This is a genomic window from Acinetobacter sp. 1000160 (assembly GCF_000588715.1).
In the GTDB taxonomy this organism is placed as follows: domain Bacteria; phylum Pseudomonadota; class Gammaproteobacteria; order Pseudomonadales; family Moraxellaceae; genus Acinetobacter; species Acinetobacter courvalinii.
Genome location: NZ_JFWP02000011.1, coordinates 101805 through 124329, shown reverse-complemented (window position 1 = coordinate 124329; position 22525 = coordinate 101805). Strand labels below are relative to the sequence as shown.

Here is a 22525-nt window from a genome sequence, read left to right as displayed (position 1 = left end):
TTTTTATGCAAGATTGTAAAAAAGATGGATTATGCAATTCCGCAAGCGCTGGAATCTTGGCATCATGTGGTGAAAATTTTTCGAGTGAGAATAAGATGTCACAAGGACTTTTAGCTGGTAAACGTTTTTTAATTGCCGGTATTGCAAGTAAATTATCGATTGCTTTCGGTATTGCTTCTGCGTTACACCGTGAAGGTGCTGAGCTTGCGTTTACTTATCCAAATGAAAAGCTGAAAAAGCGTGTCGATGATTTTGCAGCACAGTTTGGTTCAACTTTGGTTTTCCCTTGTGATGTTGCTGTTGACGCAGAAATTGACAATGCTTTTGCTGAATTGGCAAAACACTGGGATGGTTTGGATGGTGTGGTGCATTCAATTGGTTTTGCGCCAGCGCATACGCTTGATGGTGACTTTACTGACGTAACCGATCGTGAAGGTTTTAAAATTGCACATGACATTAGTGCCTATAGCTTTATCGCGATGGCACGTGCGGCGAAACCATTATTACAAGCGCGCCAAGGTTGTTTGTTGACTTTGACTTATCAGGGTTCTGAGCGTGTGATGCCGAACTATAACGTGATGGGTATGGCGAAAGCATCATTAGAAGCAGGCGTTCGTTATTTAGCATCAAGCTTGGGTGTAGATGGTATTCGTGTGAATGCAATTTCTGCGGGCCCAATCCGTACTTTGGCCGCATCAGGTATCAAGTCTTTCCGTAAAATGTTAGATGCCAATGAAAAGATTGCACCATTAAAACGTAATGTGACAATTGAAGAAGTGGGCAATGCTGCATTGTTCCTGTGCTCACCATGGGCTTCAGGTATTACAGGCGAAATCATGTATGTTGATGGCGGTTTTAATACCGTAGGTATGAGCCAAAGCATGATGGATGATGAATAATTAGATTGATCTAAATTATTTGATAAAGCCGCTTTATAGCGGCTTTGTTTTTAGAAAAAATTAATTATGTAGAGGAAGTTTGTTTGACAGCATCCCATTGTTAAGTTTTATCTACATTTTCGACAAAGTAGTCATAATATTTTCTCGCCACTTCTTCGGGACCAAGTGCTACGTCAATAAGCATTTGAAGAGTCCATACTGGACCTGGTATCACCTGATCTAAGTCAAGGTCTTCAGGGTAAGCTTCTGGGGTGATTGCCATTTCTAAGTTTTCAAACCACCAAATTTCAATTTTACGTAGTAGTCCAATCATCTCATCAAATGCCTCCGTTACATCAAAGTCAACACCTGATGAGGCGAAGGTAAGCATTTCGTGAGTTAAGGTATTACGGCATCTTTTAATATGCTCGAATCTCTCTAAGTCATTATCGTTAATCACATCCATATCTTGCAACCATTTCAATGATGCATAGAGAGGACTTCTATTGAGTGAAAGTACCTTTTCTTTATATTCTGGATCAACAATCATTCCATTTTCATTGAACCCATTTGTAAAGAAGTTCTCAATCTTTTCGATAATACTGCTTTTGAGTATTTCGAAAGCCATTGAAAATATTGATGCAGTAATAATATTCGTTTTAAGTGTTGTGGGATGAAGTGCTCGTTCCCAAGATGCCTTAACTTTTTCATCCATATTCGATCTCTATAAATAAATTTATTACTGTTCTAGATATGACATATTTCTATCAGTATTAGAAATATATTAAAAAAATCAACTGACGAATATAACTAACCATTTGTCATCCCATCCTTTATATGCTAATTAATGCTGGTTTTTTGTTTAATCGAAAATTCTAAATAGAATGTCGATAAACATATTATTTTTTAGCTTTAGGGGTAGGTCAAAAAGCGTGAAGAAAATAGCTGTTGTTTTGGGATTAGTCACTCTTCTTTCACTTCAAGGTTGTGCCGCAGTAATGGCAAGTAACCAGCCACATAAAAAGAATATGACGGTTTTAGAAGTGGGGAAACATCGAAATTATGTGATTTCTGAATTGGGTGCACCCGTCACTTCAGAAACCGTAAATGGCGAACGCAAAGAGATTTATACCTTCCAGCAAGGCTACTCAAAAGCAGCCAGAATCAGCCGTACCCTCTGGCACACGACTGCAGATATTGCCACCATTGGTCTATGGGAAGTGATTGGCTCTCCAACCGAGATGTATTTCAATGGTCAGAAACTCTCGTATGAAGTTGTTTTTGATGATCAGGACAAGATTAAACGTATTCAACAGATCCAGAATCCAGATCTGGTGAAAGAATAAGCGCGCAAAACAATAGCGCTAGGGCTATTGTTTCGGTAGTTCTTTTACAGGGCTACCGCCAAGTGCTTGCATCAAGGTCACATAGGCATTGTATTGATTCTGCTTGGTTTCAACCAAGCTGAGTCGGGCATTACGTGTAGTTTCCTGTGCATCCAGCAAGTTCTTTAGGGCAATTGCACCATTGCGATAACGCACTTCGGTCAAGCGCTCAGTTTTATCAGCTAGCTCGACATTGCGTTGTTGCAGTTGAACCTGCTGATTCAGTTGAGTGCGATTGGATAAGGCATTTTCCACATCGGCAAAGGCCTGATACAGCGTTTGACGATATTGAGTGATGGCTTTTTCATACTCAAGATCACTGATCGCAATATCTTTCTTCATATCGTTATATTGCAGGAAAGGCAGACTTAGGCTCGCACCCAAAGTTAAAGCAGGATTCTTTAATAACTGGGTTAGTGAGGTACTGGTAGAGCCGAGACTTCCGGTCAGGTTAATCGACGGATAGTAGCTGGCTTTAGTGGCATCTTTGGTGGCTAAGGTTTTACGCAAACGTAATTCCGAAGCCTGCAAGTCTGGACGGCGCGATAAAATATCCGCTGGTAAGCCTACCGCGATACCTGGCAAAGCATTGCGCGGTAATTGTGCAGGTTCCTTGATATTCAATTGTTGTACGGGCTCATGTAGTAAAACTGCAAGAGCAGTACGGGTTTCAACACGTTGCTGTTCAATCTGGCTCAGGCTGGCTTTCTGGCTTTGTACTGATTGCTCTGCCTGAGTTAGATCCAGACCAGACACTGCACCCGCCTTGTATTGCGACTGTACTAGAGAATAGGTTTTTTGGGTCGAAGCCAGATTCTGCTGAACAGTCTTATAACGTTCATTCAGATAGCCCAATTGCCAATACAGTTTCGCCGTGGTACCCACCAGACTTTGTGCAGTCGCTTGCAAGTCTTGTTCAGTGGCTAAAGCTTCCCAGCGGCTGGCTTCTGTTTGGCTGGCCAGCTTGCCAAATAAATCAAGCTCATAGCTGACTCCGGCGCTGGTGGTTAAACCACGATCAGAACCATCGCCTGAATTTAGATTATAACTATGACCAGTGGAAACCGTTGAGCTGGTACGAAGGCCTTGTTTATTTGCAGTCAAATCTGCCTGTAAGCGGGCTTGTTTCAAGGTGATGCCTGCCACGCTTAAATCACTGTTTCTCGCCAGAACCTGATCGACCAGTTGATTTAACTTGGCATCATTAAACAGGGTCCACCATTGATCGGTCAGATTCACCTGTCTATTTTTTTGTGCATCGTACTGGAACTGTTGTGGTACTTGGACGGCAGGGGCGTTGTAGGGTGTTTTGACGACCGCAGAACAGCCTGCTAATGATGTGCTGAGACAAAGTGCAAGTGCGATTTTATGTTGTTTGAATAACATTGATCGTCATTCCCTTAATAATTCGAAAGAGCATGATTATCGAGACAGTGTCTTATCGAGTTCTCATCCATTTTCAGTTTAAGCCTTCGGCTCGACCTACTTTTCGTTAGGGAAAAGTAGGCAAAACCATCGTCATCCGCAAAACCTGTTCTATTTTTTCATTTATCTAACTTCTCACAGAAACAATATTTTGTTGATACCACGCAGGTTGCGGATGACATTCCCGAGTATCTTGTTCCTGAGATCAATTTTTGCTGGTTACTCTCTCGCTAAAGCAGCAACTGGGTCGAGTTGTGCCGCATTTCGTGCTGGCAAGAAGCCAAATACAATACCAATCAGACTTGAGCAGACAAACGCTGCCACAATCGAGGTGGTTGAATAACTCATTTCAATCACGCCTTTGGCAAAGTGACCAATAATCTGTCCAATCCCTAAAGAGAGCAGTACACCCAAAATACCACCCAATAAACACACCAGAATGGCCTCAATCAGGAATTGCTGCAAAATATCGCTTTGTCGTGCACCGACCGCCATACGTACCCCGATTTCCTGGGTCCGTTCGGTTACAGAGACCAGCATGATATTCATCACGCCAATACCACCCACCACCAAAGAAATGACCGCAATTGCTGAAATCAGCAAGGTCATGGTGGCTGTGGTTTGCTGGATGGTTTCACGAATACTGTCCGAGTTCTGGGTAAATACATCCTGTGCGCCGTGACGCTGTTCCAGCAAGGTCAGGATTGCATTTTCAGCAGCGCTACTTGGATATTCGTCTTTAATACGGACAATGATGCTGCGAACATTGGATTGACCCAACATACGGCTCATCACGGTTGAGTAGGGTAGATAAACATTCAGGCTATCTGAATTACCCATAAAGCCTTGTTGCGCATCAATCACGCCGATAATACGGCTGGGTACACTACCCAATAACAGCACCTGACCGACAGGATTGGTGCCATCTGCAAAGAAGGTCTTTTCCGTGTTGGTATCAATCACCACATCTTGTGCACGTTGGGTCACGCTGGCCTTATCAAAAGGCTGGCCTGATTTAAAGGTCATACCGCGGACATAGAAGAAATCCGAGCTGACCCCATTCACAGTCGCCGCAGCTTCAGTATCTTTATAACGCAGCGTCAGACTGGTATTGGCTGACGGGCTGACCCCATCCACATAGGGCTGTTCAGCCAAGGCTTCGGCATCGGCAGGTACCAGCGTTTTGGCTTGTGAGGTCCGCGAGTTATCACCAAAACCACGTCCTTGATAGACGGTGATGGTATTGGTCCCGAGACTGCTGATATTTTCCAGAATCTGCTTTTGTGAGCCGTTACCCAGCGCCACAACCGAGACCACAGAGGCAATCCCGATAATAATCCCGAGCATGGTCAGGAAGGTTCGCATTCGATGCGCATTCATCGCAAGCAAGGCCATACGGAATGCCTCACCGAGACGGTCAAAGAAAGAACGCCAGGCTGAGGTTTTTTTCTGTGGGGTCCTTTGCAGGGTCTGATGTTCTAAATCTTGATCGGCATGTTCAGGCACATTGGCACGGTCTGAAATAATATTACCGTCACTAATCTCGATAATACGGGTGGCATTTTTTGCCACATTCAGATCGTGTGTAACCAGAATAATGGTATGACCTTTGGCATTCAGCTCACGCAAAATGCGCATTACCTCAATACCACTGTTCTTATCCAGTGCGCCTGTCGGTTCATCGGCCAGAATCACATCACCGCCGTTCATTAAGGCACGGGCGATAGAGACACGTTGCTGCTGACCACCTGAAAGCTGGCTTGGTCGATGATGTAAGCGTTCTTCAAGTCCCAGTTCTGATAATAATTGAGCAGAGCGTTGCTGCCGCAGATGACTGTCGACGCCTGCATAAATGGCAGGAACTTCAACGTTACCTGAGGCACTTAAATCGCCAAGTAAATGATAGCGCTGAAAAATAAAACCAAAATATTCACGGCGTAATTGGGCCAGTTCATCTGGCTCTAGCTGGCGTGTTTCACGACCATTGACCTGATAGCTGCCTGCGGTAGGTTTATCCAGACAGCCGAGAATATTCATCAGGGTCGACTTACCAGAACCAGACTGCCCGACAATTGCAACCAGTTCACCTGCATAAATCTTGAGGTCGATTCCTTTTAGAATCTGCACAGTACCTTCCCCCGCCGGAAACTCACGGGTGAGGTTACTGACCTCAAGCAGGGGCTGTGATGAATGTGTTTGATGTTGCGTCATATTACATTCTCATTGCACGTTGGTTGCTACGTTTTGCAGCTTCATTTGAACTGTCGGAGGCATCAGCAATCACCACCTGATCACCTTGTTTCAAGCCTTTCAGCACTTGGGCGGTGACACGGTTGTTTAAACCAATCAACACCGGTTGTGGTTGAGCTGTACCATCGGCCTGTAACACACGAACCATACCGGTAGACGCTTTACCTTGTGCAACAAGCGCCTTTTCTTCTTCACTCAGTTCAAGGCGTTTTGGACGTTGCGTTTTATCCCCATCGGTTTTTTTCGACTGTTCTGATGATCGATTGCCTTGACCACCCTTGGCACTACGATTACCACGTTGAGTCTGGATCGCTGCGGCTGGAATGGTTAAGGCATTTTTGGCATCAGCAAGCACGATGTAAACCTGAGCCGTCATATCAATACGAAGTTTGCCATCTTCATTCGGTACATCAAATAATGCGTTGTAGTACACCGCTGCATTCGAAGTCGATGAGCTGTTACTGCTGGTGGTTTCGGTATTGATCGAGTTTGGCGCTGGTTCAACCTGACGCAATTTTGCGTAATGTTTCTTGTCGCTATTACCTAAAGTGGTGAAATAAACGGTTTGGCCTTTTTCCACCTTCATGACATCGGCCTCGGAAATCTGTGCCTTAATGGTCATGGTGTCGAGCTTTGCCAGTTTCACAATGGTTGGTGCCGTTTGATTGGCGTTTACGGTCTGACCTTCTTCAGTCACGATCGCTACAATGGTCCCGTCCATCGGTGCCACAATACGGGTATAGCCTAAATCTTCTTTGGCAGTTGCGAGGGTTAAGCGAGACTGTTCAATCTGTGCATTGATCGATGCAATTTGAGCTTGCGCCGTTTTAAAGTTTGCCAAAGCCGCTTCCAGTTCAGCACGAGAGGTTGCGTCTTGACTGTACATGGCCTGTTGACGCTTATATTCGGCTTCAACTTTGGCCAGATTAGCCTGTTGTACAGCCAGTTGTGCCTGTTGGTTTTTGATGTTGGCTTCGGCGGTTTTCTTTTCGTTTTCCTGACGGATTGAATCAATTTGTGCAATCAGCTGACCTTGTTTAACCTGGTCACCCAACTGGACATACATCTTTTTCACCTGACCTGATACCTGTGCACCCACGCTCACCATCTTGGTGGCTTCGAGTACCCCCGTTGCCAATACCGAGTCTTCAATATCTCCGCGAGAAACTTCGGCACTGATATATTGCGGTGCTTGAGCTTTAGGCTTAAAGAACATCCATCCGAGTGCAGCGATGATCAGCACAGCGAGCGCAATCAGGATGAGTTTACGAGGCTGGATTTTTTTAGTGGTTGTTTTTGGCATGGCAACAGGTCAAAAGTAAGAAACTGCAGCTAGTATAAAAGTGAAATAAGGATAAAGCGTGAATATTTTTAATCTGGAATGAGAATTATTTTCTTTTTTTCTGCTGAGTTATTTCATAAAAATCTGATAAATACTGTGCACACCTGCTTCAGCATTGATGGGCAGGGCAACACCACCTGTTGAGGGTAATGCAAATTCTCTTGGATTAATTCGAATCAGGTGGGGAGCAAAACGCTCGCTAAAATAACGCACGGTTGGTATCGCCGTACCTGCGCCCAATTCGATCACAACAGGTTGATGATGGTCTTCTAAAAAAGTAGTAAGACGATGCAACTGTTGTTTCTGGTGCTGGCTGAGCCACGTATAATCATTAAACATCAGGATATTTGGGCGAGCAAGATGGCCGCAGTGCGGGCAGCGTGGCAGTTGTCCCTGCCATTGGCAATGCTGATGATCAATTGCTGGAGTTAATTCATCTGCTGGCCAGATATCGGATACACAGGCTGTAAGGCATTGCAGATGGTGAATAGAACCATGACATTCATAAATGTATTGTGGATCAAAACCTGCTTTTTGAAATTGTCCATCTACATTGGAAGTAAATACAAAATAGGGCAGTTGCAACTGTTCAGCCAATTGTCTAAGGAGATGAAAGCCTTGATGGGGGCGGGTTTGCCGATACAGAGCCAGGCGATGTCCATAAAATCCCCAAGCCAGACGGGGCTGCCGTTGAAACGCGGCTGGATTGGCAATTTCGGTAAAATCGAGACGCTGCTTACCGAGTTCAGGATAAGCTTGCCACATGCCCTGATTACCGCGAAAGTCGGGCAGACCAGAATCGACACCCATGCCTGCACCTGCACTAATGATCAAGCTATCCGCCCGTTTAAACAGGTTTTTTATATGCTCAGTTTGCTCTGGATCGAGTTGAAAAGACATGTGAATGCCTGTTGTTATGATGATGAGATGGATTATCTGGTTTTAAGCGGGTTGGGCAAATAGCGTTGTTCCACACAGTTCACTCAAGGCCTGTAGCATCAGGTGTTCGGCATTCTCTTTTGACATACCTTTAATTGATGCGTCAATCCGTAATAATAAATCAGGCCAGTTTAAAAACTGTCTTGGATTCAGGCGACGTAAAGCCTGTTGATATTGCGACACCTTGGTTTTCCAGATGCCGAGCTGAATCGCATTGTGTGGTTGCTCGAACAGCTGCATCAATAAGCGCATTTCCTTGCTTAGTGTCCACAAAATCAGGCTGTCAGGTTCGCCCGCAGCAATCAGGTACTGATAAATCTTCACGGATTGAGCCAGATTGCCTGCAAGTAGCGCATCACTTAAATCATAAGTGGTATAACGCGATTGATCCTGCAAGCAGGCATAGAGCTGTTCAATCTGGATCTGTTGAATGTCAGGGAACGTATCCGCAACCCGCATCAAGCTATTTTTGGCTGCCAGCAAGTTATGTTCATGATGCTGCATCAGCCATTGCCAGGCATCATTATTGAGCTGGATATTGAGCTTTTCTGCTTCAATGGCGAGAATTCGCTGCCGGTCTTGCGGATAGGTTGCGGTAAGCGGTACTACCACACCATTGGCTTCAACCACCTGAAAAAAGGCTGACTTTAAACTGCTACTGTCCTGTTTGGGCAGAACGATCAACAACAGGTTGTGTTCATTATGTTGAATATAGCTTTTAAGCTGTTTTAAGCCATTGGCATCCGGTTTGATATTGCCATGCACTTCAATTGCCAGTTGTTGAGAGAACAGGGACAGGCTATTCAGGGCATTAAAGACATTTTTCCAGTCATTGACACTACTGATGTCGTAGCGCTGGCGTTCAACTTCTTGTTGTTGCCAGCTTTTACGAAATGCATCCAGCAGGTTTTGTTCAAGTAGCGGTTCTTGTCCGTGCATGATCCATGCACCGCGAGCTTCATTGACACGTTTTAAGGCTTGAACATAATCCAGTTTCATAAGGCGTGATTATGGCTGGGCTTTAGGTAAACGGTTGGCCGCAATTTGACGTGTGATCTGCTGTGCTACATCATCAATCACAATACGGTTCAGATACGCTTCTTGCTGATTATCGGTGTTTACCGTTGCCACATCGTACTGGTAAGTACGAGACGCCGTGAGCGTACGCGGTTCGGTAATTTTACGGCCTTGACGATCTTCGATCTGGAAGGTCACGGTCAAGCGTAATAATACTTCGGTGAGTTTACCGTTGAGGAGCTGACGGCGAGGAGTGTAATCCAGAATGCGCAGCACATAGGCATCATTGGCATTGCTGAGTTGTACGCCGGTGGCACTGAGGTAAATACTGAGTCGGTTTTCAAGTTCACCGGTATTGGCAGGCAAGGCTAAAGACAGCTTGTTATAGACCAGCGGGGCTGCTGTTGGGTTACTTCCTTTTAAATGAAAGCCACAGCCGACTAAGCCTGCACTTAGGCCTAAAGTGAGAACGATAGCAGCTGCACGTTGCGCTAAGTGCATATTGATTCCTCTATTTATTCATCTTCCCTCAGCCCTCTTTTCAATTGAGGGAACCTCTCTTTTTACAAAGAGAGGTTAAAAGGGAATTTAAACCACTAAATTAACGAGTTTATTTGGTACCACAATTTCTTTCTTGGTCGGACCTGTCAAGAATTGTTGCACTTCTGGTAAAGCTTTTGCCAGCGCCAATAAGTCATCTTTAGACATATCAACTGCGACATCTAACTTACCACGAAGTTTACCATTCACTTGTACAACAATCGTTTGTGTATTACGGGTTAATGCCGACTCATCCACTTGAGGGAATTCAACCGTAGTGAGTTCCAGACCAAACTGGGTCAATAAGGTTTGACTTAAGTGTGGTGCAAACGGTGCAAGCAAGGTGAGGAGCGTGGTAATCGCTTCACGTGCGACAGCGGCGTCATTATCATCTTTCGCTTCAAACTTGTTGCTGGCATTGAGTAATTCCATCAAGGCTGCAATTGCGGTATTGAAGGCATGACGACGTTCGATGTCATCACCCACTTTCTGGATGGTTTCATGGGTTTTACGACGTAAATCCTGCGCATCTTTAGAAAGGTTTGCAGTATCAATCGTAGTCGCCTGATTGCCTTTTTCAAGGAAACCTGCTGCTAAACGCCAGACACGTTTCAAGAAACGGTTTGCGCCTTCTACACCCGCATCTGACCATTCCAATGATTGATCTGGTGGTGCTGCGAACATCATGAACACACGTGCAGTATCTGCGCCGTATTGATCAATAATGGCTTGTGGATCAATACCATTGTTTTTCGACTTGGACATTTTTTCTTGTCCGCCGATTACAACTTCCTGACCGTCACCTGAATATTTTGCAGACAGGATACGACCTTTCTCATCGCGTTCTAATTCGATATCGGCAGGGTTAAACCAGGTTTTCTTGCCATTCTCCGCTTCACGATAGAAGGTATCTGCCAGCACCATGCCTTGAGTGAGCAAGTTGGTAAATGGTTCGTTGCCTTGTACCACACCTTCATCACGCATCAATTTATGGAAGAAACGTGCATACAGTAAGTGCAGAATGGCATGCTCTACACCACCGATATATTGGTTCACAGGCAGCCAGTTTTGAGCCGCTTCAGGTTTTACCATACCGCCGGTAAAGTCTGGTGATGCATAACGTGCATAGTACCAAGATGACTCTACGAAAGTATCCAGGGTATCTGTCTCGCGACGTGCATCGCCGCCACAGCTTGGACATTTGGTTTCATAGAACTCAGGCATTTTATTCAATGGGTTACCAGAACCATCTGGAACCACATCTGTCGGTAAGACTACTGGCAATTGATCTTCTGGAACCGGCACCTGACCACAACTGTTACAGTTGATCATCGGGATCGGACAACCCCAGTAACGTTGACGAGAAACACCCCAGTCACGTAGACGGAATTGAACCTTCGAATTTGCCAAAGCTTGTGGTTCTAATTTTGCAAGGAAGGCATCGAAAGCCGCCTGGAATGCTAAACCGTCAAACTCGCCAGAATTAACCAGTTTGCCTTCTTTCGAGCCATACCATTCTTGCCATTCAGTTGCAGAATAATCTGCATCGTCAGCACCTTTGGCATCAATCACTTGCTTGATTGGCAAGTTGAATTTATTGGCAAATTCAAAGTCACGTTCATCGTGGGCAGGCACTGCCATGACAGCGCCAGAACCATAAGACATCAACACATAGTTGGCGATCCAGACCGGAAGCTGTTCACCCGTTACAGGGTGTTTTACAAACAAACCTGTGGCCATGCCTTTCTTTTCAGCAGTGGCTAAATCCGCTTCTGCGACTGAACCCATGCGGCATTCTTCAATAAATGCAGCCAATTCAGGGTTGCCTGCTTCTGATTGGAGGGCAGCAGCTTTCAGCGCAAGCGGGTGTTCTGCTGCAACCGCAACATAGGTCACACCCATAAGTGTGTCAGCACGTGTGGTATAAACCGTTAAGCCGTCAGCATAGATTTCAGTATTGGCAGACGGGAAGGTGATTTCCATCCCCGTCGAACGGCCAATCCAGTTACGTTGCATGGTCAAGACCTGTTGCGGCCAGCCGTCTTGCAAGGTATCGAGATCATCTAATAATTCTTGTGCATAGTCGGTAATGCGGAAGTAGTACATTGGAATATCGCGTTTTTCCACCAATGCACCTGAACGCCAGCCACGACCATTTTCAACTTGCTCATTGGCAAGAACAGTCTGGTCGACCGGATCCCAGTTCACGGTTGAAAGCTTACGATAGATCAAGCCTTTTTTATAAAGCTGTACGAATAACCATTGTTCCCAGTGATAATACTCTGGGGTACAGGTTGCAAATTCGCGATCCCAGTCGACAGACAAGCCCAATTTTTTCAATTGGTCACGCATATAAGCGATGTTTTCAAAGGTCCATTTGGCCGGCGCAACCTGATGTGCAATCGCTGCATTTTCAGCAGGCAAACCGAATGCATCCCAACCCATTGGCTGCAGGACAGTCTCGCCTTTTAAACGATAAAAACGGCTGATCACGTCACCAATGGTGTAGTTACGCACATGCCCCATGTGCAGCTTGCCACTTGGGTAGGGGAACATCGACAGGATATAGCGATGCTTGCCCTCTACAGTGTCTGCAACTTTAAAAACTTTGCGATGGTCCCAGTCTTGTTGAACTTGGGGCTCAATGGCACTTGCTTGATATTCGGAGTCAATGTGAGAAGTCGTCATAGGGATATGCGATACAACAAAAAAGTAAAGTTAAGATTGCTGCACAGCATAGCGCAAAATTGCAGGAAATGTCAGTTTTTAGATCGGGATTTTATCTGCAAGCGTCGCCAGCTTCAGGCCAGCTTGCAGATCGCTACGCTGTTTAATAGGCAGATTGCGGGGCGTTTGCCGGTGGCGTTTGTGGTTTGGCGCTATTGGCAGGTACTTCGGGTTCAACTTGAGGTACTTGAGGAGCAGTATTCGGGTTAGTCGTTGCATTATCCTGCTGAGATGGATTCTGTTTCACCGAATGACTGCTGCCATAAGTCGAAACTTTATCCAGTCGTTTGGCACCTTTCGGGGGTGGCGTGGTGGTGTAATGGGTCGAGCCCTTGGCATCCATCCACTTATAATATTGCTGTGCCTGATTGTGGCTGGAACACAGTAATAGGGTTGTTGTTGCTAGTGTATATAAGCTTGATTTTAAATAAGATGATGTCATATTTGATCTCCCCAAGAGAATGTTGTTTATATTCGATCAAAATGCTGAATTGAGCTGTTTACAATGCCTATTTTTCCTTAAAAAGAAAACAGTTTTTTGACAAAAGGCACTTTAAAAAGACCAAATTATTCCGTGAAATGTGTTTAAAAAAACAACAGCTAAAAAATATTCGTTAAAAACCTTTTCTTTGTTCTTGACTTTGCTTATGAAAGAAACAAGAATGCTTTCTTAAGTTTTATATGCGCTTATTTGATCACCCTTCGAATAAATGTCATGGCTTGTAATGGACATTCTTTCTAGCCGAGAGAATGATTTTTTGAAATGTGCTTATCCCAGCATATTTTGATTCGAGATGTCATCAAGTTTATACGGCTGATGAGTCTCAGAAAATTTTTCCTATTACAGCAAAAACGAGTAGAATACGCACACTTATAAGAAGTGCAAAAGTTAATGAATAACACACAATTTATGTCTCCCATAAATTGTGCTAACACTAGGGTGAATCACGTTGGAACTTTTATCTGGTGGTGAAATGCTCGTTCGTGCCCTCGCGGACGAAGGCGTAGAGCATGTTTTTGGGTATCCAGGCGGCGCTGTATTACATATTTATGATGCGCTATTTCAACAAGACAAAATTAACCATTACCTCGTTCGTCATGAGCAAGCTGCTGGTCATATGGCAGATGCATACTCACGCGTCACGGGTAAAACTGGTGTAGTACTGGTCACTTCAGGACCAGGCGCGACCAATACCGTCACTCCAATTGCTACAGCCTACATGGACTCAATCCCGATGGTGATTCTGTCTGGTCAGGTTGCCAGCCATCTGATTGGAGAAGATGCGTTCCAAGAAACGGATATGGTCGGTATTTCTCGCCCAATCGTAAAACACAGTTTCCAGGTGCGTCACGCTAGCGAAATTCCTGCCATTATCAAGAAAGCATTCTATATTGCTGCCTCTGGCCGTCCGGGTCCGGTTGTGGTTGATATTCCAAAGGATGCCACCAATCCGGCAGAAAAATTTGCCTACGAATATCCTGAAAAAGTGAAGATGCGCTCATATCAGCCGCCTTCACGTGGTCATTCAGGTCAAATCCGTAAAGCGATTGATGAACTGATTTCTGCAAAACGCCCGATCATTTATACCGGTGGTGGTGTGGTTCAGGGTAATGCGTCTGGCTTATTGACTGAGCTGGCACATTTACTTGGCTATCCAGTGACCAATACCCTGATGGGCCTTGGTGCTTTCCCGGGCAATGATCCACAGTTCGTGGGCATGTTGGGCATGCATGGTACCTATGAAGCCAATATGGCGATGCATAATGCCGATGTAATTCTGGCCATTGGTGCGCGTTTCGATGACCGTGTAACCAATAACCCTGCAAAATTCTGTACCAATGCGAAAGTGATTCATATTGATGTAGATCCTGCCACCATTTCCAAAACCATTATGGCGCACATCCCGATCGTGGGTGCAGTAGAGCCGGTACTCCAGGAAATGCTCGCGCAGTTGAAACAGATGAATGTTTCAAAGCCAAATCCTGAAGCAATTGCAGAATGGTGGTCTCAGATTAATGAATGGCGCAAAGTTCATGGCTTGCGTTATGAAGCAGGCCAGAACGGTGTTATGAAGCCACAACAGGTGGTTGAAGCACTGGATCGCGTGACCAATGGTGAAGCGATTATTACTTCTGACGTTGGTCAGCATCAAATGTTTGGTGCCAACTACTACAAATACAAACGTCCACGCCAGTGGATCAACTCGGGCGGCTTGGGCACCATGGGTGTTGGCTTGCCGTATGCGATGGCTGCAAAGCTAGCATTCCCTGACCAGCAGGTAGTATGTATTACTGGTGAAGCATCAATCCAGATGTGTATCCAGGAATTATCGACCTGTAAGCAATATGGCCTGAATGTAAAAATCCTGTGCTTGAATAACCAGGCACTGGGTATGGTGAAACAGTGGCAGGACATGAACTATGAAGGACGTCATTCAAGTTCTTATGTAGATTCATTACCTGACTTTGCCAAGTTAATGGAAGCTTATGGTCACGTTGGCATTCAGATTAACCACGCAGATGAGCTGGAATCTAAATTAGCTGAAGCGATGGCGATTAATGATAAATGTGTATTCATTAATGTCATGGTTGACCGTACTGAACATGTCTACCCGATGCTGGTTGCTGGTCAGTCCATGAAGGATATGTGGTTAGGTAAAGGGGAGCGTACATAATGAGACATATTATTTCTGTACTCGTTGAAAACGAGGCGGGGGCGCTTTCTCGTTTGGTGGGGTTGTTTTTTCAACGTAATTACAACATTGAGACACTGAATGTTGCGCCAACCGAAGATGAAACCTTATCGCGTTTGACCTTAACCACCTATGGTGATGATCACAAGATTGAGCAGATCACCAAACAACTCAACAAACTGGTTGAAGTGGTAAAAGTGGTTGATCTGTCTGAAGGTTCACATATTGAACGTGAACTGATGCTGATCAAGGTCAAGGCATTGGGCGCTGCGCGTGCGGAAATTAAACGTACAGCTGACATCTTCCGTGCGCAAATCGTGGATGTTACACCGACGACCTATACCATTCAGATCGCAGGTACAACGGACAAGATTGATGGTTTTATTGATGCACTGGCAGAAAATACCATCCTTGAAGTGGTTCGCTCTGGTGTATCAGGCATCGCACGTGGCGAAAAAGTTTTAACAATTTAATTTTTTAAAAACCCTCATCCCAACCTTCTCCCAGAGGGAGAAGGAGTTCCCTCTCCTTGGGGAGAGGGTTAGGGTGAGGGAGAAATACCCAACATATTTTTAAAGTTTTCATGGAGAAAACAGATGCAAATTTTTTACGATAAAGACTGTGACTTATCTATCATCCAAGGCAAGAAAGTTGCAATCATTGGTTATGGTTCTCAAGGTCATGCACATGCACTTAACTTGAAAGACTCTGGCGTAGACGTAACTGTTGGTTTACGTACCGGTTCAGCATCTTGGAAAAAAGCTGAAAATTCTGGTCTTAAAGTATCTGAAGTTCCAGCTGCTGTAGCGCAAGCTGACTTGGTCATGATCCTGACTCCAGATGAGTTCCAATCTCAACTTTATCGTGACGTGATTGAACCAAATATCAAAGAAGGTGCAACTTTAGCGTTTGCGCACGGTTTCTCTATTCTTTATAACCAAGTTGTTCCACGTAAAGACTTAGACGTGATCATGGTTGCACCAAAAGCACCGGGTCATACAGTACGTTCAGAATACCAACGTGGTTCAGGTGTTCCTGACTTGATCGCAATCCATCAAGATGCTTCTGGTAATGCACGTAACGTTGCACTTTCTTATGCTTCAGGCGTAGGTGGTGGTCGTACCGGTATTATCGAAACTTCTTTCCGTGAAGAAACTGAAACTGACTTGTTCGGTGAGCAAGCTGTTCTTTGTGGTGGTGCTGTTGAACTGGTTAAAATGGGCTTCGAAACTTTGGTTGAAGCGGGTTATGCACCAGAAATGGCTTACTTCGAATGCTTGCACGAACTTAAGTTAATCGTTGACTTGATGTTCGAAGGCGGTATCGCTGACATGAACTATTCTGTATCGAACAATGCAGAATATGGTGAATATGTGACTGGTACTGAAGTCATCAACGAACAGTCTCGTGAAGCAATGCGTAATGCATTGAAACGCATTCAGTCTGGTGAATATGCGAAGATGTTCATTCAGGAAGGTGCGTTGAACTATCCATCTATGACTGCTCGCCGTCGTCAAAACGCAGCACATGGTATCGAAGTAACAGGTAACAAGTTACGTGCGATGATGCCTTGGATTCAAGCAAACAAAATCGTAGACAAAGAAAAGAACTAATTTTTTCTAAGTCAAATAAAGACCCTTGTTTATTCAAGGGTTTTTTTATGGAAAATCCTAATGTTACGTACGTTAGCGAAGCATAGCTTCTCTCTTGCTTAGGGGCCTTACGAAGCGCAGCTTCTCATGCTTTTCTATTTCCCTACTCCTTGCGTAAGAAGAAAGTAATACTTTCTTAAACCTTACTCAGGATTCAAGCGAACAAGATTTTTGATAAAGAGAAAAACTAAGTTTTAGTTTAATCTTTTAAAAGCCCTTGTTTATACAAGGGCTTTTTTTATGCAATGTAAATGACAGGTGTTATATCCGAAGTAAAAATCAGATGAATGCAGTTTGAGATTTAAGCATTTTTATGAGAAAGTTTAACCATGCCCCAGCACAATAATGCCTTAAGATTTTGCGGAATCTGGGCGATTTAAAAACAGTTGCAAACCCAAAAAGTGCCCTGCAAAAAGCGTTAGTAAAAATAAATTAAATTTTCAATTAAAAAGTAGAAATAAAAAATAAGGCTTTTCATCGGTTTGAAATGTTCACCTGCTTTTATTCTATTGATTTATAAAGTGAAAAGGACTTGACCTTATGCCAGATGATGCTATTGTTAAGGAAAGTTTATGAATGTCAAATTCATCGCTTTTTTGAGTGTAGAAGGTCGTTCGGATTTCGAGCATTTTTGCTCATCAAATAAAAAAAAGTACTGAATAATCATGGAAGTCCTTTATGGTTCACGTTGATTACGATAGCACATTGGTCATCGTTTCCATTTTGGTTGCAATAGCGACATGCTATGCGGCAGTTTCAATGGAAGAACTCGTTTTTAAAGTTGCTTATAAAAAATTTGAAAAAAGCATTTTAGTGGCGAGTGGCTTAATCTTAGGATTAGCGATATGGTCAATGCACTTTGTGGGAATGCTGGCTAGCCATTTGCCAGAAGGGTATCGTTTTGATGTGAGTTTAACCATACTGTCCTATCTGGTCGGTGCTGTGGCTTCCATTTTTGCGGTATGGCTCACTTCTAGGCCAACCTTGCCTTTACCTCGTCTCGTACTTGGCGCTGTTTTTATGGGCCTCGGCATATCGGGCATGCATTACACCGGCATGCTGGCATTAATGGTTGAACACCACCGGATGCATTATGACCCTCTGCTGGTGATCTGCTCGGTGCTGATTGCGATTAGTGGTTCGGGCTTAAGTTTCTTTTTTATTTTCAAATATAAAAATGCAATAAAATACCGTACCTTGCTTAAAGCAACTGTTGCTATCCTGATGGCATTCAGTATTGTCGGAATGCATTATACTGGTATGGCAGCCACCTACTTTGATGAAAGCCTGGCACAAGTCCTGACCTCGGACCAGACTCAACAAAGTGTTTTACTGTTTACCATTATTTTTATTACCAGTCTGGTTTTTGTCGCAGGTTTCGCGGTCGCAGTGCTAGAAGCGCGTCTGGAAGAGCGCAATGAACAGCTCACAAAGATGAATAAAGAGCTAGCCATCCAGTCGCTACATGATGCGCTGACAAAATTACCGAACCGTTTATTTCTCACAGATTATGCTGAAGTGGTATTTAGCCACCATCGTTTGCACGACCAAAAAGCGGCATTTCTCTATATCGACTTAGACCGTTTCAAGTCTGTAAATGATGCTTTTGGGCATCATATCGGCGATCAATTACTGATCCAGATGGCAAACCGTCTCCATAATAAATTAGACAATAGCCGCCATAAGCTGTTCCGGATTGGTGGTGATGAGTTTGTTCTCATTGCCGAAAATACCGATATCAATGAAGCGATGCAGCTTGCAGAAAATCTTCTGCACTATATTCAGGAAACCTATTTAATTGCGACCAAAGATATCAATATCTCTGCCAGTGTCGGGATTGCCATGTATCCAGAACATGGCACCAATGTACAGGATATTTTGATTAATGCCGATGTCGCGATGCTGATCTCGAAAGAGCAGGGCCGCAATACCTATACCATGTTCCATTCCATGTCCGATCAACAGGATGTGCGTAGTCAGTCCAAATTGATTAACGATCTCTATAAAGCGGTCGATGAACAGCAATTTGTGTTGTTTTACCAGCCCAAATTTACCGCCAGTTATGAAGTCTGCGGTGTCGAAGCCCTGATTCGCTGGAAGCATCCAACGCTGGGATTATTAACACCGCAAATGTTTATCGATGGGGCAGAAAAAACCGGTTTGATTATTCCGATGGGCTATTGGGCACTCGAACAAGCCTGCCAGCAAATCCAGAAATGGGAACAAAATAACAGTGCCTTCTACCCGATAGCTGTCAATCTGTCTGCACTGCAGTTTGAAAATAAAAAGCTGTTTAGCGTACTGGAACAACTGTTAGAACAGTATCAGATCCAGCCACATCATTTAATTCTTGAAATTACCGAATCGACCGCGATGCATCATATCGATTCCAGTATCCGCACCTTGGAACGCTTACGCAAACTCGGTATCCGCATTGCCATTGATGATTTCGGGACAGGCTATTCCAGTTTCCTGTATTTAAAAGATTTACCGGTGGATGAGCTTAAAATTGACCGCGGTTTTCTCATTGATCTGCAGCCTAATTCCAAAGAAGAAGCGATTTTAGAAAGTATTATCCATCTGGCCGCAAAGCTGGGTTTGATCGTGACTGCGGAAGGGGTAGAGACCCAACAACAGGCCGATATCCTGACCAGCTTAGGCTGCCATCAGTTACAAGGTTACCTGTTGGGTACACCGGTCAATGTCGAAAGTCTGGTGCTGCATCGCCAGCAGCATTTTGCCTGAATCAATGATATTGGCTGCTCGGTTTGTTAAAACCTTACAGCCTGATCTTGCAGAAATTTTTTAATCCGAACGTTGCGCTAACCACTGGGTCACCACTGGCCAGACGGAATGCGGTGCCTGATTGCCTGAAACCAGTCCCATATGCCCGCCAGGAACAATTTCAAACTGTTTATCGCTACTGCTAATCAAATCCATCAATGGGCGCACTGCCTCGGCAGTGACAATGATATCGGTACTGCCACCCACCGCCAGCACAGAACAATCAATGTCTTTTAGATTCGCCGTTTGTTCCCCGAATTTCACCGTTCCTGTGGAAAGTTCATTATCAATCCAGAAACGTAAAATGATATCGCGCATGACGCCGCCCGGATAGGCCAGCATATTGTCCACAAAAGAACTTGAAGTGGCGTGATTGATCACAAACTGGCGATCATTCAGGTTTTTGAGCAGTTCCCAGTAATTCTTAAAGTTGCCAATCGGATCGGTGAGTTTAAAGCCCAGTGTATTTTGCCAGCCGTGGATATGGAAAACCCGGCTTGGCACTTGATAAATCCGGAATTTGGTGTTGCTGCGAATCCATTGTGCCGGTGCAGTCAGCTTCTGATAAAACTTGCCCATATAGCCTGATTTATGGGTGTTAATCGGTGAAGCCAGAATCATCATATTCTGAATATTTTTATCTTTAAACAGCGAGGTATAACACAGGGAAAGTGCACCACCTAAACTCCAGCCATACAGGGAAAGCTGCTGCTGACCGCTATGCTGGCGAATCTTTTCAATAAAGTCGGGCATAAAGGTTTTGACATAGGTGCCGAGATTATATCGAGCCTGTCGCAAGCTAGGTGTACCCCAGTCAATCAGATAAACGTCAAAGCCCTGTGCCAGAAAATAACGGACCAGACTACGAGTCGGGAATAAATCATAAATCAGCATATTGGCTGCAAGTGGCGGCACAATGACCAAAGGAATCCGGTGTTTTATGACGCTACGGTCAGTGCTGTAGTGACGCAGGCTGATAATTTCACGCTGATAGACGATCTCAAAAGGAGTCTTGCCTGACAGGGCCAACTGTTGGCCACGGAAGACACGATCTACAGCATTCGCCAAGATATGCTGGGCTTGCTGACGCCTGCGACTATTCAAAATGTGTTGCACCGCTTGAGTCGTGATGAGAGGTCGTTTCGCTTTTGGCAATTGAGTCATTGTGAACCTAAAACGTTAAGGTGTTGCACTATTGGGTAGCGGCATATTAGAAGAAAAATGCGGATAGCTCAGTGACTCATTTGCTTAAGTTATTTACCAAAATGATCAATTTTATAGAGAAAAAATGGTTCTCATCATGGTCTGGTTATTTTTGCGGAATAATAAAAATCAAAATAATGTTCATAAATAAAGATTTAAATTAAAAAACCTCAGTTAGGGTCTCGGAAAACGCATAACTGAGGATAAAGTGATTATTTTATTTAAATATATAATCTAATTTTAAATAAAAAAAACCTCAGTTGTTACGGGGGCAACTGAGGAAAAACCCACTTCTCGTTGTTTAAATTAATATAGGGGGATTTTTTAGCGATTGGAATACTTTTGCTTAAAAATACACTATATGTTTAGTATTTAGGACTAAAGTGTTTAATTGCGTTGAGTTAATAAATTAACAGTAAAAATTATATTTTACTCTTTTTTAGATAATACTGCTTAATCGCAATACGCTGTTCCTTAATATAATCACTTGGATTTTTTCCTGTCCAGCCGATAAATGCCCTTGAAAAGGCACTGATATGGCTATAGCCCAGTAAATCGGATATTTCCTGAATATTACGGTTAGAATCGATCAGTTTTCGGGTGATTTCAAACTTTCTGGATTGAAGTAAAGCGGAATAAGTAGTATTGGCACTGGCGAGGTCCCTTTTTAAGGTGCGTTCAGAGATCTTTAGTTTTTTCGCCACTTCACTTAAGGTGGGGAAACCTACACCCGGGACAAATTTGAGTTGCTGGTTAACCTTTAAAATAATTTTATTGTCTTGGTCTTGATAAAATAAATATTCCTTATTCATCAGATCTTTGGCAATGGCATAGGCAGCGGTTGAACTAAAGGTCAGCGGTAAATCCAGACACTTAATATCAAAGCTGATCTGGTTAAATTCTTTATTAAAATTAAAAGCAGGTAAACGTTTTTCATAAAAATGATGATATGGGGGCATATCCCAAGCCAGATCAATAATCATACCGGTCAGGTTATAGTTGGTGATCAATTGCAGGTTGCTCACAATATCAATAATGGCACTTTCGATAAAAAACTTGTTAATACTGTCTTTTTGAAATTCATTTAACTGGTTTGGAAGCTGATATAAAGGATTAAATCGGATAATGATTTTACTGTTTTTATTAAATATAGATAAGTCCATTTTATGCACTCGCATACTATAATAGTTCTGCAAGTCATTTAAAACCTGACCGATGGTGCTGTTGGTCAGCAAGGCAAAACCCAAGGCGCCGTGAGTGGTAATTTTACAGTTAAAACCAAATTGATAGCCTAGGCCACGATCGGGTAACAGCTCTAAAATACGGCCAACATAGTCAATCCATAACTCAAAACTTATACGCTCACTGGAACTTTGGTCAGTGAGATAGGATAAAGGAATTTGACAGCTTCGAATGATTTCACTTTGTGGAATCCCAAATTTGGTCGCAGTCGCGACCAGTATTTTTAAATAGTCGTTATGGACGTTAAATAGCTGTTTTTTCATAGCAAAAAGAAATTAATGGTCTATAACACTTATACATGAGTGTGGTCGCGAGTGATTATTTTTTGGCTCAAAGTCCTAATATGTTGATTAATAAGTGCCAAAGTGTTTTTTATTATGCATTTGAGGAATAGTGCACACTTTTTACTAAAAATAAGCTGTAATTGTTAAAAAATAAGAACAACTGT

At 43.7% G+C, this 22525-nt stretch carries 17 protein-coding genes; 6 read left to right on the top strand and 11 right to left on the bottom strand.

Annotated elements, in window-relative coordinates; translation table 11 throughout:
• Positions 1 to 95 precede the first annotated feature (95 nt).
• The gene (locus J699_RS01550; RefSeq protein WP_032871382.1) at positions 96 to 899 is read left to right on the top strand and encodes an enoyl-ACP reductase FabI; all 804 of its coding nucleotides are present in this window, start codon (positions 96 to 98) and stop codon (positions 897 to 899) included.
• Between the two features lie 100 nt (positions 900 to 999).
• Here J699_RS01550 and J699_RS01555 read toward each other — a convergent pair whose 3' ends face one another.
• A complete protein-coding gene (locus tag J699_RS01555; RefSeq protein WP_050441710.1) occupies positions 1000 to 1593 on the bottom strand; it encodes a hypothetical protein in 594 nt (197 codons plus the stop codon).
• A 217-nt stretch (positions 1594 to 1810) separates the two neighbouring features.
• Here J699_RS01555 and J699_RS01560 point away from each other — a divergent pair, with 217 nt between their 5' ends.
• Entirely contained in the window at positions 1811 to 2224 is a 414-nt protein-coding gene (locus J699_RS01560; RefSeq protein WP_032871351.1) for a hypothetical protein, read from the top strand.
• Between the two features lie 24 nt (positions 2225 to 2248).
• Here J699_RS01560 and J699_RS01565 read toward each other — a convergent pair whose 3' ends face one another.
• The 8 genes from J699_RS01565 to J699_RS01600 form a co-directional block, all read right to left on the bottom strand.
• Positions 2249 to 3649, bottom strand: a complete 1401-nt coding sequence (locus J699_RS01565; RefSeq protein WP_032871354.1) for an efflux transporter outer membrane subunit — start codon at positions 3647 to 3649, stop codon at positions 2249 to 2251.
• 258 nt (positions 3650 to 3907) lie between these two features.
• Entirely contained in the window at positions 3908 to 5899 is a 1992-nt protein-coding gene (locus J699_RS01570; RefSeq protein WP_032871356.1) for a MacB family efflux pump subunit, read from the bottom strand.
• Position 5900: 1 nt separating this feature from the next.
• Positions 5901 to 7241 (bottom strand): MacA family efflux pump subunit, encoded by a 1341-nt coding sequence (locus tag J699_RS01575; protein ID WP_032871358.1) that lies wholly within the window; start codon positions 7239 to 7241, stop codon positions 5901 to 5903.
• 108 nt (positions 7242 to 7349) lie between these two features.
• The gene (locus J699_RS01580; RefSeq protein ID WP_032871360.1) at positions 7350 to 8180 is read right to left on the bottom strand and encodes an SIR2 family NAD-dependent protein deacylase; all 831 of its coding nucleotides are present in this window, start codon (positions 8178 to 8180) and stop codon (positions 7350 to 7352) included.
• Positions 8181 to 8222: 42 nt separating this feature from the next.
• The gene (gene holA / locus J699_RS01585; RefSeq protein WP_005228614.1) at positions 8223 to 9218 is read right to left on the bottom strand and encodes a DNA polymerase III subunit delta; all 996 of its coding nucleotides are present in this window, start codon (positions 9216 to 9218) and stop codon (positions 8223 to 8225) included.
• Positions 9219 to 9227: 9 nt separating this feature from the next.
• On the bottom strand, positions 9228 to 9737 hold the full coding sequence (gene lptE, locus J699_RS01590; RefSeq protein ID WP_005228615.1) for an LPS assembly lipoprotein LptE: 510 nt from the start codon (positions 9735 to 9737) through the stop codon (positions 9228 to 9230).
• A gap of 87 nt (positions 9738 to 9824) precedes the next feature.
• Complete coding sequence (leuS, locus tag J699_RS01595; protein ID WP_032871362.1) at positions 9825 to 12464, bottom strand: leucine--tRNA ligase; 2640 nt, start codon at positions 12462 to 12464, stop codon at positions 9825 to 9827.
• A 142-nt stretch (positions 12465 to 12606) separates the two neighbouring features.
• On the bottom strand, positions 12607 to 12945 hold the full coding sequence (locus tag J699_RS01600; protein WP_032871365.1) for a DUF4124 domain-containing protein: 339 nt from the start codon (positions 12943 to 12945) through the stop codon (positions 12607 to 12609).
• A gap of 508 nt (positions 12946 to 13453) precedes the next feature.
• Between J699_RS01600 and J699_RS01605 the strand changes: the two genes are divergently transcribed.
• From J699_RS01605 to J699_RS01620, 4 genes are all read left to right on the top strand, one after another.
• Positions 13454 to 15178: an acetolactate synthase 3 large subunit gene (locus J699_RS01605; RefSeq protein WP_005228620.1), complete on the top strand. Its 1725-nt coding sequence runs from the start codon at positions 13454 to 13456 to the stop codon at positions 15176 to 15178.
• The gene (gene ilvN / locus J699_RS01610) at positions 15178 to 15669 is read left to right on the top strand and encodes an acetolactate synthase small subunit (RefSeq protein WP_032882978.1); all 492 of its coding nucleotides are present in this window, start codon (positions 15178 to 15180) and stop codon (positions 15667 to 15669) included. The genes J699_RS01605 and ilvN overlap by 1 nt, the downstream gene beginning before the upstream one ends.
• Positions 15670 to 15792: 123 nt before the next feature.
• Positions 15793 to 16809, top strand: a complete 1017-nt coding sequence (ilvC, locus tag J699_RS01615; RefSeq protein WP_032871367.1) for a ketol-acid reductoisomerase — start codon at positions 15793 to 15795, stop codon at positions 16807 to 16809.
• A 717-nt stretch (positions 16810 to 17526) separates the two neighbouring features.
• A complete protein-coding gene (locus J699_RS01620; protein WP_032871370.1) occupies positions 17527 to 19593 on the top strand; it encodes a putative bifunctional diguanylate cyclase/phosphodiesterase in 2067 nt (688 codons plus the stop codon).
• A 60-nt stretch (positions 19594 to 19653) separates the two neighbouring features.
• Here the strand turns inward: J699_RS01620 and J699_RS01625 are convergent, their stop codons facing one another.
• Positions 19654 to 20796 (bottom strand): alpha/beta fold hydrolase, encoded by a 1143-nt coding sequence (locus J699_RS01625; RefSeq protein WP_032871372.1) that lies wholly within the window; start codon positions 20794 to 20796, stop codon positions 19654 to 19656.
• A gap of 461 nt (positions 20797 to 21257) precedes the next feature.
• Positions 21258 to 22340, bottom strand: a complete 1083-nt coding sequence (locus J699_RS01630) for an AraC family transcriptional regulator (RefSeq protein ID WP_032871375.1) — start codon at positions 22338 to 22340, stop codon at positions 21258 to 21260.
• Between the last annotated feature and the right edge of the window lie 185 nt (positions 22341 to 22525).

Excerpts from the sequence above, each read along its gene's own strand:
- lptE (WP_005228615.1), bottom strand. The coding sequence starts at position 9,737 with ATGCACTTAGCGCAACGTGCAGCTGCTATCGTTCTCACTTTAGGCCTA.
- J699_RS01600 (WP_032871365.1), bottom strand. The coding sequence starts at position 12,945 with ATGACATCATCTTATTTAAAATCAAGCTTATATACACTAGCAACAACA.
- J699_RS01575 (WP_032871358.1), bottom strand. The coding sequence starts at position 7,241 with ATGCCAAAAACAACCACTAAAAAAATCCAGCCTCGTAAACTCATCCTG.
- J699_RS01630 (WP_032871375.1), bottom strand. The coding sequence starts at position 22,340 with ATGAAAAAACAGCTATTTAACGTCCATAACGACTATTTAAAAATACTG.
- J699_RS01620 (WP_032871370.1), top strand. The coding sequence starts at position 17,527 with ATGGTTCACGTTGATTACGATAGCACATTGGTCATCGTTTCCATTTTG.
- ilvN (WP_032882978.1), top strand. The coding sequence starts at position 15,178 with ATGAGACATATTATTTCTGTACTCGTTGAAAACGAGGCGGGGGCGCTT.
- J699_RS01570 (WP_032871356.1), bottom strand. The coding sequence starts at position 5,899 with ATGACGCAACATCAAACACATTCATCACAGCCCCTGCTTGAGGTCAGT.
- J699_RS01580 (WP_032871360.1), bottom strand. The coding sequence starts at position 8,180 with ATGTCTTTTCAACTCGATCCAGAGCAAACTGAGCATATAAAAAACCTG.
- leuS (WP_032871362.1), bottom strand. The coding sequence starts at position 12,464 with ATGACGACTTCTCACATTGACTCCGAATATCAAGCAAGTGCCATTGAG.
- J699_RS01625 (WP_032871372.1), bottom strand. The coding sequence starts at position 20,796 with ATGACTCAATTGCCAAAAGCGAAACGACCTCTCATCACGACTCAAGCG.
- J699_RS01555 (WP_050441710.1), bottom strand. The coding sequence starts at position 1,593 with ATGGATGAAAAAGTTAAGGCATCTTGGGAACGAGCACTTCATCCCACA.
- ilvC (WP_032871367.1), top strand. The coding sequence starts at position 15,793 with ATGCAAATTTTTTACGATAAAGACTGTGACTTATCTATCATCCAAGGC.
- J699_RS01565 (WP_032871354.1), bottom strand. The coding sequence starts at position 3,649 with ATGTTATTCAAACAACATAAAATCGCACTTGCACTTTGTCTCAGCACA.
- holA (WP_005228614.1), bottom strand. The coding sequence starts at position 9,218 with ATGAAACTGGATTATGTTCAAGCCTTAAAACGTGTCAATGAAGCTCGC.
- J699_RS01550 (WP_032871382.1), top strand. The coding sequence starts at position 96 with ATGTCACAAGGACTTTTAGCTGGTAAACGTTTTTTAATTGCCGGTATT.